General features: G+C 69.6%; 9 protein-coding genes. 5 read left to right on the plus strand and 4 right to left on the minus strand.

The window, feature by feature from the left end; genetic code table 11:
- Positions 1 to 5 precede the first annotated feature (5 nt).
- Positions 6 to 2549, plus strand: coding sequence for a hybrid sensor histidine kinase/response regulator (locus G4D83_RS30810; protein ID WP_163868432.1), 2544 nt, complete (start codon positions 6 to 8; stop codon positions 2547 to 2549).
- Positions 2550 to 2555: 6 nt separating this feature from the next.
- Here the strand turns inward: G4D83_RS30810 and G4D83_RS30815 are convergent, their stop codons facing one another.
- Positions 2556 to 3500 carry a histidine kinase dimerization/phospho-acceptor domain-containing protein gene (locus G4D83_RS30815; protein ID WP_163868433.1) on the minus strand — a complete coding sequence of 315 codons (945 nt, stop codon included), beginning with the start codon at positions 3498 to 3500 and terminating at the stop codon, positions 2556 to 2558.
- A gap of 276 nt (positions 3501 to 3776) precedes the next feature.
- Between G4D83_RS30815 and G4D83_RS30820 the strand changes: the two genes are divergently transcribed.
- From G4D83_RS30820 to G4D83_RS30835, 4 genes are all read left to right on the plus strand, one after another.
- The gene (locus G4D83_RS30820) at positions 3777 to 5852 is read left to right on the plus strand and encodes an alginate lyase family protein (RefSeq protein WP_205522751.1); all 2076 of its coding nucleotides are present in this window, start codon (positions 3777 to 3779) and stop codon (positions 5850 to 5852) included.
- Positions 5853 to 5919: 67 nt separating this feature from the next.
- The gene (locus G4D83_RS30825) at positions 5920 to 7239 is read left to right on the plus strand and encodes a nucleotide sugar dehydrogenase (RefSeq protein WP_163868506.1); all 1320 of its coding nucleotides are present in this window, start codon (positions 5920 to 5922) and stop codon (positions 7237 to 7239) included.
- 127 nt (positions 7240 to 7366) lie between these two features.
- The gene (locus G4D83_RS30830; RefSeq protein WP_240356765.1) at positions 7367 to 9097 is read left to right on the plus strand and encodes a TldD/PmbA family protein; all 1731 of its coding nucleotides are present in this window, start codon (positions 7367 to 7369) and stop codon (positions 9095 to 9097) included.
- A 31-nt stretch (positions 9098 to 9128) separates the two neighbouring features.
- Positions 9129 to 10247, plus strand: coding sequence for an OmpA family protein (locus G4D83_RS30835; protein WP_163868434.1), 1119 nt, complete (start codon positions 9129 to 9131; stop codon positions 10245 to 10247).
- Between the two features lie 89 nt (positions 10248 to 10336).
- Here G4D83_RS30835 and G4D83_RS30840 read toward each other — a convergent pair whose 3' ends face one another.
- From G4D83_RS30840 to G4D83_RS30850, 3 genes are all read right to left on the minus strand, one after another.
- Positions 10337 to 12202: a hybrid sensor histidine kinase/response regulator gene (locus G4D83_RS30840; RefSeq protein WP_163868435.1), complete on the minus strand. Its 1866-nt coding sequence runs from the start codon at positions 12200 to 12202 to the stop codon at positions 10337 to 10339.
- Between the two features lie 144 nt (positions 12203 to 12346).
- The gene (locus G4D83_RS30845) at positions 12347 to 13249 is read right to left on the minus strand and encodes a hypothetical protein (protein ID WP_163868508.1); all 903 of its coding nucleotides are present in this window, start codon (positions 13247 to 13249) and stop codon (positions 12347 to 12349) included.
- Positions 13250 to 13269: 20 nt separating this feature from the next.
- Positions 13270 to 14205, minus strand: coding sequence for a metalloenzyme (locus G4D83_RS30850; protein WP_163868436.1), 936 nt, complete (start codon positions 14203 to 14205; stop codon positions 13270 to 13272).
- Positions 14206 to 14232 lie beyond the last annotated feature (27 nt).

Here is a 14232-nt window from a genome sequence, read left to right on the forward strand (position 1 = left end):
GCGACATGGATCCGCAGCTCTTGCGCAGCATCTGGCCGGTGTTCTCCGCGGAGACGCGTGAGCAGATCCAAGCCATTGGAGCGAAGGTGCTCGGATTGGAGGGCCCTTCGCGCGAGCGTGAGGCGGACCTCCTGCCCTCGCTCAAGCGACTGGTGCACAGCCTGAAGGGCTCCGCGGCGAGCCTGGGGCTGGATGACATCGAACAGGTGGTGCACGCCATCGAGGATGGGCTGGCCCACATCGAGCCGGACACCGGCCTGCCTCGCGCCTCGGTGGAGTCCATGCTGCGCGGCCTGTCCGGCATCGAAGCCGCCATGGCCCGGGGCGACGCGGGCGAGGCGCCGCAAGTGGATGGCCTGAGCGCGCTCCTGAAGCTCCTGGGGCGCGAGGTCTCCGTGCCCGAGTCCACGGCGACGGCCTCCGGCCTGTCCTCGAAGGGGTTGGAGGCGCTGGAGTTCCTGGAGGCGTCGCTCGGCGCGCTCTGCTCTCCGGACGTTCCAGACCGGGCCGCCGTCGTGCGCAAGGCGATGGAGCGGGCGCGCGCGCTGCGGGTTTCGGCGCAGGAGTCCGGGGCCCCGCGGCTGGCGACGTTGTCCGAGTCCGCGGCGCTGGGCTTCGCGCGCATGGAGCCCGGTGGCGACGAGGCCAGCCTGGCCGCATCCGACGTGGCCGGCACGCTGGTGGAGCTGCGGGCCCAGTTGGAAGAAGGTGGCGCGCGGAACATGGCGCGCACGGTGGACGCGCTGAGGGCCGTGCCGGCGCCCACGCCCGCGGACTCGGCCTCTCCGAGCGCGCAGGCTCAAGCGCCGCGGGAGGAGACGCGCGGCACCACGGCGGACCACACGGTGCGCGTGGCGGTGAAGACGCTCGAGTCGCTGGCGCTCCAGGTGGAGCTGCTCGTGGCGGGGCGTGCGCAGCAGGCGCGGCGCTCAGAGGGCTACCGTGCGTTGTCGGACGGGACGCACGAGGTGCTGCGGCACCTGGAGCGCGCGTCGTCGCAGCTCACGCTGGCGGGCGGTGGGCCGGCGCTGGAGTCGCTGCGCTCCGGCGTGGCGATGATGCGGACGATGCAGAAGCGTCTGCTGGAGGTGTCGCGCGAGGCGCACCGCGACGGCGAGCAGCTGGCGCTGGTGGCCCAGGTGGCGCGCGATGACCTGCGCGACCTGCGCATGGTGCCCGCGTCCCAGCTCCTGGAGCCGCTGCGCCGCACCGTGCGCGAGGTGTCCACGCGGCTGGGCAAGGACGTGGCGCTGGAGTTGAACGGCGGCGACGTGCGGTTGGACCGGCGCATCCTCGACGCGCTGAAGGACCCGTTGCTCCACCTGGTGCGCAACGCCATCGACCACGGGCTGGAGTCCCCGGAGGAGCGACGCGCGGCGGGCAAGTCGGAGACGGGGCGCCTGACGGTGCGCGTGGAGCCTCGGGGCGCGCGCATCGGGATGATTGTGGAAGACGATGGCTACGGCCTGTCACCGGAGCGCGTGCGCGCCACGGCGGTGCGCCGGGGGCTGTTGTCCGAAGAGGAGGCCGGCAACCTCACCGACGCGCAGGCCGCGCGACTGGTGTTCCAGCCGGGCTTCTCCACGCGTGAGCAGGTGACGGCGACGTCGGGACGTGGCGTGGGACTGGACGTGGTGCAGGCCACCGCGGCCCGACTCCAGGGCTCCGTCGACGTGGAGTTCTGGGCCGGACGAGGCACCCGCTTCACCGTGGACCTGCCGCTGTCGCTGGCGTCCGCGCTGGGGCTGCTGGTGCGCACCGGCACGACGGTGTCCGCGATTCCCTCCGACAGCGTGGAGCGCGTGCTTCGCTTGACCCCCGCGGACGTGGGCACGGTGGCGGGCCGCGTGGTGGCCCGCGTGGACGGTGGGCAGCTCACCTTCCTGCCCCTGGCGGAGGCCATCGGCCTGCCTCGGCTGCCCCTGGCGATTGAGTCCGGGCAGGTGCAGACGGCGGCGCTCGTCGTGGTCGGCGGCGACAAGGTGCTGTACGCCATCGACGAGGTGGTGGGGCAGCAGGAGATTGTCGTGCGCTCCCTGGGCAAGCATCTGCAGAGCGTGCGGCACCTCGCTGGCGCGGCGGTGCTGGATGACGGGCGCGTGGTTCCGGTGCTCAACGCGCCGGAGCTGGTGCGCGCGGCCCGGCCGGAGACTCGCTCCACGGGGACGGAGGCGCGGCGCCCGCGCATCCTCGTGTGTGACGACGCGCTCACCACGCGCTTCGCCATGAAGTCGCTGCTCGAAATCGCCGGCTTCCCGGTGGTGACGGCGGCGGACGGCGAGGAGGCCTGGGGCGTGCTGGAGCGCACGTCGGTCCAACTCGTCGTGAGCGACTGGCAGATGCCTCGGTTGGATGGCGTGGGGCTCGCGCGACGCATCAAGTCCCACCCGACGCTGCACTCCACGCCCATCATCCTCGTCACCTCGCTCGACAGCCCGGAGGACAGGGCCGCGGGACTCGAGGCGGGCGCGGATGGCTACCTCGTCAAGCGCGAGGTGGAGCGCGGCAAGCTGCTGGAACTGGTGCGGCAGCTGCTTCCGACGCGCTGACGCCGCTCAGGGGCTGGAAGCTCCTGGCGGCCCCAGCTCCGCGGGGAGCTGGACGACCCACGGTTGCTCGCCCGGAGTGGGGGAGCGCAGCGTGCCACCGAGTCGCCGCGTGAGTTCTCCCACCAACGCGAGCGCGCGCTCTCCGGGCGCACCTCCATCTTGCGTCGTGGCGACAAGTCGCCAGCAGCCCGTCGCCTCAAGCATCTCCACTTGAAGCGTCACGGAGGTGGCGCGTGTGGACGCAAGCCCTCGGACGAGGGCGCGCACCCACGCCTTCAGCTGCGCGGGGCTCGCCTTCACCAGCAACGTCCGCTCCGGTACCGTCATCGTCACACGCCAGCGCGAGGCCAGCCGCGTGTCGGGGCCGAAGGCCGCGTGGAGCAGGGGCCGCAGGTCCGTGGCGCTGCCCCGCCCCAGGCGGAAGTCGATGAGGGTCTTCTGGTCCTGGGCGGCGCGCATCATCCGGTCCAGGTAGCGCTGCACCGTCGCATTCAGCGGGCCCGCGGTGCCCTTCAACATCATGTCCAGGTAGCCCTTGATGACCATCAGGGGCGTTCGCAAGTCATGGGCCGCGAGCGAGCGGCGCTGCTCCCAGCGGACCGCGTCGCGCTCCTGCTCGCGTCGTGAAGCCAACAATCGCGCGTGTCGGGCCTCGGCGGCGGACTCGCGGGCATGGGCGGCGAGCAGCGCGCTTCCCAGGGCGGACAGCCGTGCGAGCACCTGTCCATCCGCGCGTCCGGTCCGCTCGGGCCAGACCTTCAGGAGTCGTCCACCTCTTGAGGTGGAGCCGGCGACGCCCGTGCCCGCCCTGGCCACGCAGGTGCGTCCATCGAAGAGGGCCGCGCCGGACGCCTCCGTCAGCCGGAGCGTCTCCCGCAGCAGCAGCTCCATCCCCGCCAGCGCGCCACAGCGCAGCGCGCGCTCGGCCACCGCCGCGAGCGTCTGCTCCACCCCCGCGTCGACTTTGAGGTCGACGCTCCGCCCACTCCAAGCACCCACTTGCACGCGCAGAGGTATGAGCACGGCGCGGTCTGGGCGCAACACTGCCCAGGGAGGGCAAAGAAAGGGACGCGTATCGGCAATCCTTTACCCACGGCCGCCGCCAGGCCCCCGACTTTTTACTGTCCCGCGGGGCTGGATGATCGCCCAAACCCGCTCAACTCCTCGTGAGGACCCCTTGGCCGGACCCTTGCTAACGGCCACTGCGACGGGCGGCGGAAGGGACGAATGGGGACTCTCGATTACTACGCGGCAATCGCAAGACTCGCTCCGGGGGCCCTGGCCCTCAGTGCGATGCGGCGGGTGCAGGGCGTGGCGCGGCAGGCACGATATCGAAGGCGTGAGCGCACCGATGAGGTGGTGTTGCTCCAGGCCTTCGGCGCGGCCCGCGCGGAGGAGCTGGCGGAGCGAGCCCTCGACAATCGAGCGTCGCGAGTCTGGTGTGAGCTGTCGCAGCGAGCCTCCGTGCTGGACGCGCTCGCGGCCATTCCTGGAGCGAGGGAGCGCGCCCGGGCCCGTGCGCAGGCCGCGCTCCGTCAGGAGTGGGATGTCTTTGGAACGCGCGTCGCCTTTGGCGAGGGACGCCCGGTGGACTGGTCGCTGGATGCGCTCAGTGGCCACCGCTATCCGCTGGCGCCCGTGGAACGGATGCCGCTCACCTCGAAGGGGAATGACCCGAAGTACCCCTGGGTGATGGGCCGGCTCGACAGCGTCGTCGCGCTCGCGCAGGGCTACTGGGTGGAGGAGTCCCAGGGCGAGCGCGCCCGGCTGGCCTCCGCCTTCGTCATGCAGGTGCTGGACTTCCTCCAGGCCAATCCCGTGGGGCAGGGCGTCCACTGGACGTGCGCCATGGAAGTGGCGCTGCGCGCGGCCAATCTCGCGCAGGCGCTCGTCATGTTCTCCGACGCTGCCGAAGTGCGTCGGCCGGAGTTCGTCGTCCCGGTGCTGGGCGCGCTGGCGGACCACCAGTCCTGGGTGGAGGCCCACCTCGAGGACCGGGGCACGGTGCCCAACAACCACCTGGTCTCCAACTACGTCGGCTTGCTCGTGGTGGGGTTGCTCTTCCCGGACCTGCCGCGCGCCATGCATCAGGTAGCGCTGTCGGTGTCGGGTCTGTGCGCGCAGATGGCCGCGCAGGTGCACGTCGAGGGCACGTCCTTCGAGGGCTCCATTCCCTACCACCGGCTGTCGGTGGAGCTGTTCACCCTGGCGCTGCTGGTGGCGCGGGGCGCGGGCGTGCCGCTGGGCACGGCCTACGAGACGCGGCTGCGTCGGATGTTCCACGCCGTGCGCGCGTGGTGCTCGGAGACAGGGCTGGCGCCGCAGGTGGGCGACAACGACTCCGGCCGCGTCTTCCCGCTGCGCGAGCGGGATGACCTGGAGCAGGGATATCTGGTGGGACTGGGCGCGGCCCTCTTCGGAGACGCGGGCCTGGGCGGAGGCGAGCTGCCGGATGAAGCGGCGTGGCTCTTGGGCCGCCAGGGATTGGAGCGCCACCGGAAGCTGGCACCCGCGCCGGCGCCGCTGTCGGTGAGTTTTCCGGAGGGTGGCTTCCACGTGCTGCGCGGCGCGGGCGCCGTCGTCACGGTGATCGCGGGCAAGCAGGGCCAGCGCGGAGTGGGCGGACACAGCCACAACGACAAGCTCTCCTTCGAGCTGCACCTGGGTGGCCGTCCGCTCATCGTCGACCCGGGCACGGGCTCGTATACGAGAGACCCGGCGATGCGGAATGCGTTCCGTGGCACGGCCGCGCACAACACCGTGCAGGTGGATGGCGTGGAGCAGGCGCCGTTGGACCCCGCGCGACTCTTCGCGCTGACCGAGGGTGCGAAGGCGCGCGTGGTGGCCTTCCTTCCTGGCGCGACCGTGGACAGATTGCGTGTCCGTCATGATGGTTACCGCATGCTCCCCGCGCCGGTGGGCATCGAGCGCACGTTCCGGTTGGACCGGCACGAGCGCGCGCTGGCGGGGCGAGACAGCTTCATCGGCACCGGGCGGCACGAAGTCATTGGACGGTTTCATCTTCCCGACGAGCAGGCGCGGCGCATGACGCCGGACGCGCAGGTGCTCGCGAGGGCGCAGCGCGCGGCGGAGGAGCCGCTGGAGTTCGAGCCTGTCGCGGTGGAGTTGGGCCCCGCTGGCGCGCCGCTCGCATGGATTCTGCTGGAGCGAGGGCTGGAGTCTGGATTGGTGGAGTCCCGGTATTCACCCGGCTACGGGCGGGTGGTGCCGGCGATGACAGTGGAGTTCCGGGGGCAGGTGAAGCCTCCGACGAGTTTGCGGTGGGTGGTTGTCTTCAGGTGAGTTTTTGGTCGGGGCGTGACCGTTCAGGCGGCACGTCGCATCAGGAGAGGTGAGGACGATGAGGGTGATGGTCGGCAGCCCGCTGTTGGAGCGTATTCGTCGGCGGGACGCGAAGGTCGGTGTGGTGGGGTTGGGGTACGTCGGTCTTCCTTTGGGTATGGCGTTCGCGGAGGCGGGCTTCCCGGTGCTGGGGCTCGACGTCGACAAGCGCAAACTCGACAAGATTGAGAAGGGCGAGAGCTACATCAAGCACATCCCCAGCGGGCCGCTGGCGGAGCTCACCAAGTCGGGCAAGCTGAAGGCGACCAGCGACTTCGCGAAGTCGAAGGACCTGGATTGCGTCATCATCTGCGTGCCCACGCCGCTCACGGCTTCTCGTGAACCGGACATGAGCTACATCATCCAGACGGGTGAGTCGCTCGCGCCGTACGTGCGCCGCGGTCAGCTCTTCATCCTGGAGTCCACCACCTACCCCGGTACCACCGAGGAGGTGCTCAAGCCGCTGCTCGAGAAGAACGGTCTCAAGGCGGGCGTGGACTTCCACCTGGCCTTCAGCCCCGAGCGCGAGGACCCGGGCAACAAGAACTTCAACACCAAGACGATTCCCAAGATTGTCGGTGGCTACACCCCGGAGTGCTCCGAGGTGGCGGCCGCGCTGTACGGCAGCGCGCTGAAGGAAGTGGTGCCGGTGTCCTCCACCCGCGTGGCGGAGCTCGCCAAGCTGCTGGAGAACATCTACCGCTGCGTGAACATCGCCATGGTCAACGAGATGAAGATGCTCTGCGACCGGATGAACGTGGACGTGTGGGAGGTCATCCAGGCCGCCAGCACCAAGCCCTTCGGCTTCCAGCCGTTCTACCCGGGCCCGGGCCTCGGTGGGCACTGCATCCCCATCGACCCGTTCTACCTGACGTGGAAGGCGCGCGAGTACGAGTTCCACACCAAGTTCATCGAGCTGGCCGGCGAGGTGAACTGGCAGATGCCGTACTACGTGGTGCAACGCACCATGGAAGCGCTCAACAAGAGCCGCAAGACGCTCAATGGCGCGCGCGTGCTCTGCCTGGGCGCCGCGTACAAGAAGGACATCGACGACATGCGCGAGAGTCCTTCGCTCCGCATCATGACGCTGCTGGCGGAGAAGGGCGCGGAGATCAACTACCACGACCCCTACGTGCCGGAGCTGCACAAGGGCCACGGCTTCAACATGGAGATGAAGTCCGTCCCCCTGGAGCCGGAGAAGCTGGGCGACTACGACGTGGTCATCATCCTCACGGACCACACCAACATCGACTACGCGGCGGTGGTGGCGAATTCCTCGTGCGTGATTGACACGCGCAACGCGACCAAGGGTGTGACCCAGGGCCGCGAGAAGGTGACGAAGGCGTAGTCGGCGACAAGCAAGGGCCCGGAGGCCGACCCTCCGGGCAGGGGTTCACGGCTCCAGGTGTCGGGAGGGGCACCTGGGGTCGGCGGACCTGCTCGTCTTGTGGGGTGGTTTGGGTACAGTGGGGGACGTGAATTCCCTCACTCGACCTGTTCTCCCCCTGCTGGCGGCCGCTGCCGTGTTGCTGGCGGCGACGCCCGTGCAGGACTCGCGACTGCTGCTGCTCGACGCCATGTCGAGCGAACTGACGCGCAATCAACAACAGCTCAAGCTGCAGAGTCACGAGCCGCCGTACTTCATGAGCTACCAGCTCAAGGACTACGCGCAGGAGGTCGTGGCCGCGCGCTATGGCGCCGTCTTCATGGACGACGGCTACCGCGAGCGTCGGCTCTATGTCGACACGCGGGTGGGCGACTATGCCTTCGACAGCTCGGTCGAGGAGGGGCTGGAGTTCTCCTTCTCCACCAAGGGCACCAGCTACACGTCGCGCAAGGAAGGCCCGCTGGATGACTCGCCGCTGGCGCTGCGCACCGCGCTGTGGCTCATCACCGACGAGAAGTACAAGTCGGCGCTCTTCCAGTTCCTGAAGAAGAAGGGCGAGGACGTCTATTCGGTGGAGGACCCGAAGCGTCCGGCCTCCTTCACGAAGGAGAAGGCGAGCAACTACGTCCAGCCGCCGGTGGCGAACCCGTTCAACCGCGAGCGCTGGGTGAAGCTGTCGCGCGAGGTCTCCGCGCAGTTCAACGCGCATCCTGAAATCTTCGACTCCGAGGTCCGCGTCACGTCGGACAAGGTGACGCGATTGTTCGTGTCCACCGAGGGCACGAAGCTGGTGACGGAGGAGACGCTGTACGGGCTCCATGTCACGGCGGTGACTCGGGCGCCGGATGGCCAGCTCCTGGATGACTCGCGCGACTTCTACGCGCCCACCGAGGCGGGGCTGCCGGATGATGCTCGCGTGCGCGCCGCGGCGGAGAAGGTCATCGAGGAGCTGCTCGCGCTGCGGCAGGCTCCCGCGATTGACCCATATTCGGGGCCGGCCATCCTCGCGCCGGAGGCTTCTGGAGTGCTCTTCCACGAGACGGTGGGGCACCGGTTGGAGGGTGACAGGCAGGATGGGGACAACGAGGGGAAGACGTTCAAGGGGCAGATTGGGAAGCTGGTGCTGCCGGCGTTCCTGTCCATCCACGATGACCCGTCCCAACGTGCACTGGCTGGGGAGCCTCTCAACGGGTACTACCTCTATGACGAAGAGGGCGTGAAGGGGCAGAAGGTGACGCTGGTGGAGAAGGGCGTGCTGCGGAACTACCTGCTGGGCCGGCGTCCGGTGGACGGGTTCCTGAACTCCAACGGGCACGGGCGCAGCCAGGGCACCCTGAAGCCGGTGGCGCGCATGGCGAACCTCATGGTGGAGAGCACCCGGCAGGTGAGCGACGCGAAGCTGAAGCAGATGCTCATCGACGAGGCGAAGCGGCAGGACAAGCCCTACGGCCTCATCATCCGCGACATCACCGGTGGCAACACGAACACGTCCAGCTACGGCTACCAGGCCTTCAAGGGGGTGCCGCGCATGGTGTACCGGGTGGATGTGAAGACGGGGAAGGAGACGCTGGTGCGTGGTGTGGAGATTGTCGGCACGCCGCTGTCGGCGGTGAACCGCATCATGGCCACGGGTGAGAAGCGGGGCATCTTCAACGGCTTCTGCGGCGCGGAGAGCGGCAACGTGCCCGTGTCCACGGTGGCGCCCGCGGCGCTGCTCCAGGAAATCGAGCTCCAGCGCGCGGTGGAGGGCAAGGACCGTCCGCCCATCCTCCCCAGCCCCACGACGCTCCAGGCGTCGCCGGCTCGCGAGAAGCCGTAGCAGTCCTTCGACGATGCGGGGGGCATGGCACATGGACCATCCGGCGGCGCCAGGTGGCTGGGTGTCGAGCGGCGCGGTGCTCCAGTACGGAGCCCGCGTCGCGTGGGGCGTGCTGTCCATGTGCGGTGTCCTCCTTGCGGCCGGAGTCCGCGTCACACGGTGCATGCTGTCCATGTGCGGTGTCCTCCTTGTGGCCGGAGTCCGCGTCACACGGTGCATGCTGTCGGCGTGCGGTGTGTTCCTCGTGGCCGGCGTCGCAATCGCGGAGCCCGTGCCCTCGGCTGATGCATGGCTGGAACTGGTGCATGACGACCGGCTCGGACCTGGGGGTAACTGGGAGCTCATCTCCGTGGAGGCGACGCTGGATGGCCGCCCCCTGCCGACGGCTTCGGACTCCAGGGAACAGGGCACTCTTCGCCATGTACTGCCGCTCGGCTTGCATTGGCTCGACGTGACGACGGTGTACGAGGGGCGCTCGGACGTCTTCTCGTACGTGGAGGGCTATCGCTTCGTGATGCGAGGGCGCGTCACACTCGATGCTCGGCCTGGCGATACGGTGCGCATCACCTCCACGGCGTATGAGCGCGATGGCGTCACCGTGCAGTGGCAGCAACGCCCTGTCTTCCTGCTGCTGGGCCAGCCCCAGGAAGCGGTGGTGGGAATCGAGTACGGGTCCGCCGCGAACAGGCCACTCCCAGAGGACGTGGCGGCGCGGGTCGTCGACGAGGTGCTCGCGGAGGCGCATCGCCTCTCCCCGATTCGGCGCGAGGCCACGGCCTCCGTGCCCGCCGCCGAGCCTCCCGGTACCTGCGAGCTGGAGCCCGTCTACTTCTCCTTCTTCGACACCCGGCTCTCCGTGGAGGGAGACACCTCGCTGATGCTCGCGGCCGACTGCCTCCGTCAGCGTCCGAGCCTGCGCGTCCGACTGCGCGGCCACGCGGATGTCCTGGGGTCCGAGTCCATCAATGCATCCCTGGGCCTGGGGCGGGCCCAGTCCGTGGCGGCGAGGCTCGAGGCGCTCGGTGTCGAGGGCGCCCGGCTGATTCTGGAGACCCAGGGCGCGGACCATCCGCCATGCGACGACGGCACCCCGGGATGCTTCGCCCGCAGCCGCCGTGTCGAACTCATCGCGGAGCCGTCGCCTCCCTGAGGCGCGAGCTTCACGCGAGCCGCGCGGCGCGATTGCTTCCCTGCGTCACGAACCTCCCTCGAGCCGCGCGGCGCGATTGCTTCCCTGCGTCACGAACCTCCCTCGAGCCGCGCGGAGCCCACCGTCATCACCATGTCGCGCAGGTGCTGCGCCTCGAACGGCTTGGCGAGCACCGGGTTGCGGACCTCCTGGAGGAAGCGCTTGGTCTCCGGAGTGAAGGCGCCGCCGCTGATGAAGACGATGCGGTCATGCAGCCCCGGCCAGGTGTCACGCACGGAGTGGTACACGTCCATGCCCGTCAGCTCCGGCATCATCAAGTCACAGAGGATGACATCGAAGGCCCTGTCCTGGCCCAGGTGCGCCAACGCCTCGCGGCCGTTGGCGAGGGTGACCAGCTCGTGGCCTCGCAAGAGCCTGCGCATCAAGTCCAGCACGCGGGGCTCGTCGTCCACCACCAGCACGCGTCGGCCCAGGGAAGGGGGACCCACGCGAGGGAGCGGCGGGACGAAGATCTCGTTCTCCGCGCGAGGCAGGATGACCTCCACGGTGGTGCCACGGCCCACCGTGCTGCTCACGCCAATGCGCCCGCCCAGCGCGGTGATGATGTCGCGGCAGATGGCCAGCCCCATGCCCATGCCCTCGCCCGAGCGGCGCGTGGTGAAGAGCGGGTCGAAGATGCGCGGCATGACGTCCGGAGCGATTCCGCAGCCGGTGTCGGTGACGGAGAGCAGCACGTCATCGGCCTCGGCGCGCAAGGCGACGGTGATGCGGTGCTCGGACGCGTGTCCCTCCGGAATCGCGTGGGCCGCGTTGAGCACCAGGTTGAGCAACACCTGGCCCAGCTTCGTCACGGTGCCGTGGACCCGAGGCACCTCCGTCTCGTAGTCCCGGACGACTTGTGCCCGATGGCGCAGCTGGTTCGCCGCCATCCGGAGCGTGCTCTCCGTGACGGCCTTGAGGTCCACCGGCTCCCGGGCCTCCGTGTTGGGGGCGGAGAGCGACTTCAGGTCCGCGACGATGCGCTGGATTCGCAGCGTGCCCTCCAGGGCCTCGTCGAGGACCTGACGACATTCCGCGTCCGAGGCCTCGCTGGGGTCCGGCAGTCGCTCGCGCAGGTACTCGAGGTTGCCCGTCGTGTACGCGAGCGGGTTGTTGATTTCGTGCGCCAGGCCCGCCGCGAGGATGCCCAGGGACTGCGCGCGCTGCTCCCGCTCCTTGTCCTGGAGGTACTGCGCGTCCCGGCGCTTGCGCTCCACCGCGTTGACCAGCACGTGGCCCGTCAGGCGCATCAGGTGCCGCTCCTCCGGCTTCCACTCGCGCGGCTGGTCCACGGTGTCGAAGCCCATCCAGCCGATCAACCTTCCGGCCAGCAGCAGCGGCGCGTTGATGAACGAACGAATGCTCAGCAGCGTGCAGATGCGGCGCTCTTCGGTCGCCTCCAAGGGGAGCTGGGCCGCGTCCGTCACCGTCACCATCCGGCCCGCGCGCAGCTCGTCCAGCGACCAGCGGAAGCCGACCACGGAGCGCCCACTGTGGCTCGCCAGTCCGTGGGGCCGCATGCCCTGCGCGCACCACTCGTAGGAGTCCGACAGGTGCTCACCGTCGTCGGAGAGCAGGTTGACGTAGCCACGCTGGGCGTCGATCTGCCGACCCAGGACTTCCAGTGCGGCCCGCACGCCAGAGCCCAGCTCGTCCGGAGGAAGGTTGAGCAGCTTCTGCGAGGTGTCCGTGAGCAGCGACCAGCTCTTCAGCAAGAGCCCCAGCTCCCCCCGCATCGCCCGCAGCGCGGAGGCTTCCTGGCGCAAGGTCGCGAGCGTGCCCTCGGGCAGCCCCGGTGCTGGTGTCGTGCTGAGTTGATCCAGGACCTCGGCGGACTGCTGGAGTCGCTCCAACAGTGTCAGCGAGTCCGTTGCCTCGGCGGACAGCCCTGGGCTGTTCCGCTGCTGCTCGGCCATCGAATACCCCCTCCCGTCCCCGCACGGCTTTCCCCAACCCGTGGCGTGGATTTCAGCTCGGCCGAAATTCTGCCACCGGTTTGTTCCCTGCATCCAGTGTGCATTTTTGAATAATGCAACCGGGCAACAGGTGGTGGCGATGACTCAGGGTGAAGTGGGGGGATGAGTGTCCAGGGACTCAGGAGGGGGCGCGAGGCGAAGTTGCCGGCCGCCCTTGAAGCCGCGCCACTGGATGTAGCGGCGGAAGTCCTGGAGGAAGACGTCGGGAGAGAGGCCCACGGCCTGGGTGAAGGCCTGGGCGAAGTCTGGCCCCTGGCTCATGGCGTGGAGGATGCCCCGCACCACGGGCTCGCCGTAGCGCCGGGCCAGGAAGGTGAAGGCGTGGTGGGCGGCGCCGTAGACGATGTCGCTCTCGCGTCGGTAGAGCGCGTCGGCCTGCGCCAATGGGTCCGCGCGAGGATGGGTGCTCCAGTAGCGGGCCAGGTCCTCGAGGGAGGAGACGCGGTAGCCCTGCTCGGCGGTGTACGAGGCCATGCCCTCGCGGAACCAGAGGGGGATGCCCTTGCGCGTCCAGCCCAGCCGGTCCGAGGCCACCTGGTACATCAGGCTGTGGGTGAGCTCGTGCAGCAGCAACTCGTCCACCTGGGCCTGGCTGGCGCCCAGGAGCGTCCACGTGCGGGGGCTCTGGAGCTCAATCTGCTCGTAGCGGGCCCAGGCGCGCAGGAAGTCATGGTCCGGGCGGTTGGCGGCGCGCTCCAGGGCGGCGTGGTTGGGGTGGATGATGATGGCGACGGAGTCGTCGAAGGTGCCCCAGCGGGCCATGCGCGGCAGGGCGCGCTCGACGGCGAGGCGGACCTGCGTCGCTGAGTCGGAGTCCCGGGCCTGGAACTCCAAGGTGATTCGCGCTCCGCTGGCGGTGGGCGTGCCGGGCTTCTGCATGCCCTCGGTGGGGACGGCCAGGGTGGTCCGTCGCGGCGCGGAGCAGCCGGCCAAGAACCCCAGCAGCAGCAGGACCAGGGCGTGGCCGAGGCTCCCCTGACTTCGCATCCATCCCTTCGTCACGAGCCTCACTCCACCCCGAGCCAACGCACCACCGCGCGCCCCACGTCCGCGACGGTGGTGAAGCCGTCGACGTCCGGCGCGGGTGGGCCGAAGTAGAGCACGGGGACGGGGTGCAGGGTGTGTCCTCGCGTGGACAGGTCCTCCACGTTGCCGTGGTCACTGCACACCAGGACGCGGGCCTCGGGGGGACGGTGGGCCACCACGGCGCGCAGGAAGGCGTCGAAGGTGTCCAGCGCGGCATGGGCCGCGACGAAGTCCTGCGCGTGTCCGGCCTCGTCCGCGAGGTAGTGCTCGAAGAAGGTGAAGTCCGAGCCGGAGGCCACGCGCCAGAAGATATTGGCGGCCTCCTCGGGCGTGCGCTCGGGGGCGGGCAGGCCGTAGGCGCGCGCGTTGGCGCCGGTGATGTCCGGGGTGAGGCCGTCTCCGGCCCGGGCGTCCTCCAGCGTGCGCAGGGGGACGGGGCCCGCGGCGAAGGCCAGCTTGGACGCGGAGGGCTTCATGCGGCGCCGGGCCTCGGGCGTCGGGGTGAACTCCGGGGGCAGGGTGGTGGGGCGCCGGGGGACGCCGAGCGCGTCCAGATAGGGCGCGGGGTAGGCGTTGGCGAAGGTGGCGGTGCGGCCGGCCTCGAGCAGGCGCTTGACGATGGAGCGGTTCGCGAGCAGCTCGCGCAAGGGGGCGTTGGGGTAGCCCAGCACGTGCTGGCCGATGAGGGCGGGGGCCGGGTCTCCGGTGAGGATGGCCGTCTGGTTCGAGGCGGACTGGGGCCTTCCGGACACGCCGAACGTCGTGTCCACGGGGATGCAGCGTCCCCCGTCCGGCAGGGTGGGGCCCGGGGCGTCCTGGAAGAAGGAAAGCAGGTGTTCGCGATGGGCGAGCGGGTTGACGGCCGGGTCCTTCCGGCCAATCCCCACACCATCGATGAACAGGAGCGCGACGCGCACGGCTCGCGACTGTATCCTCGAAACAGA

It is taken from the genome of Myxococcus eversor, assembly GCF_010894455.1.
Taxonomy (GTDB): Bacteria; Myxococcota; Myxococcia; order Myxococcales; family Myxococcaceae; genus Myxococcus; species Myxococcus eversor.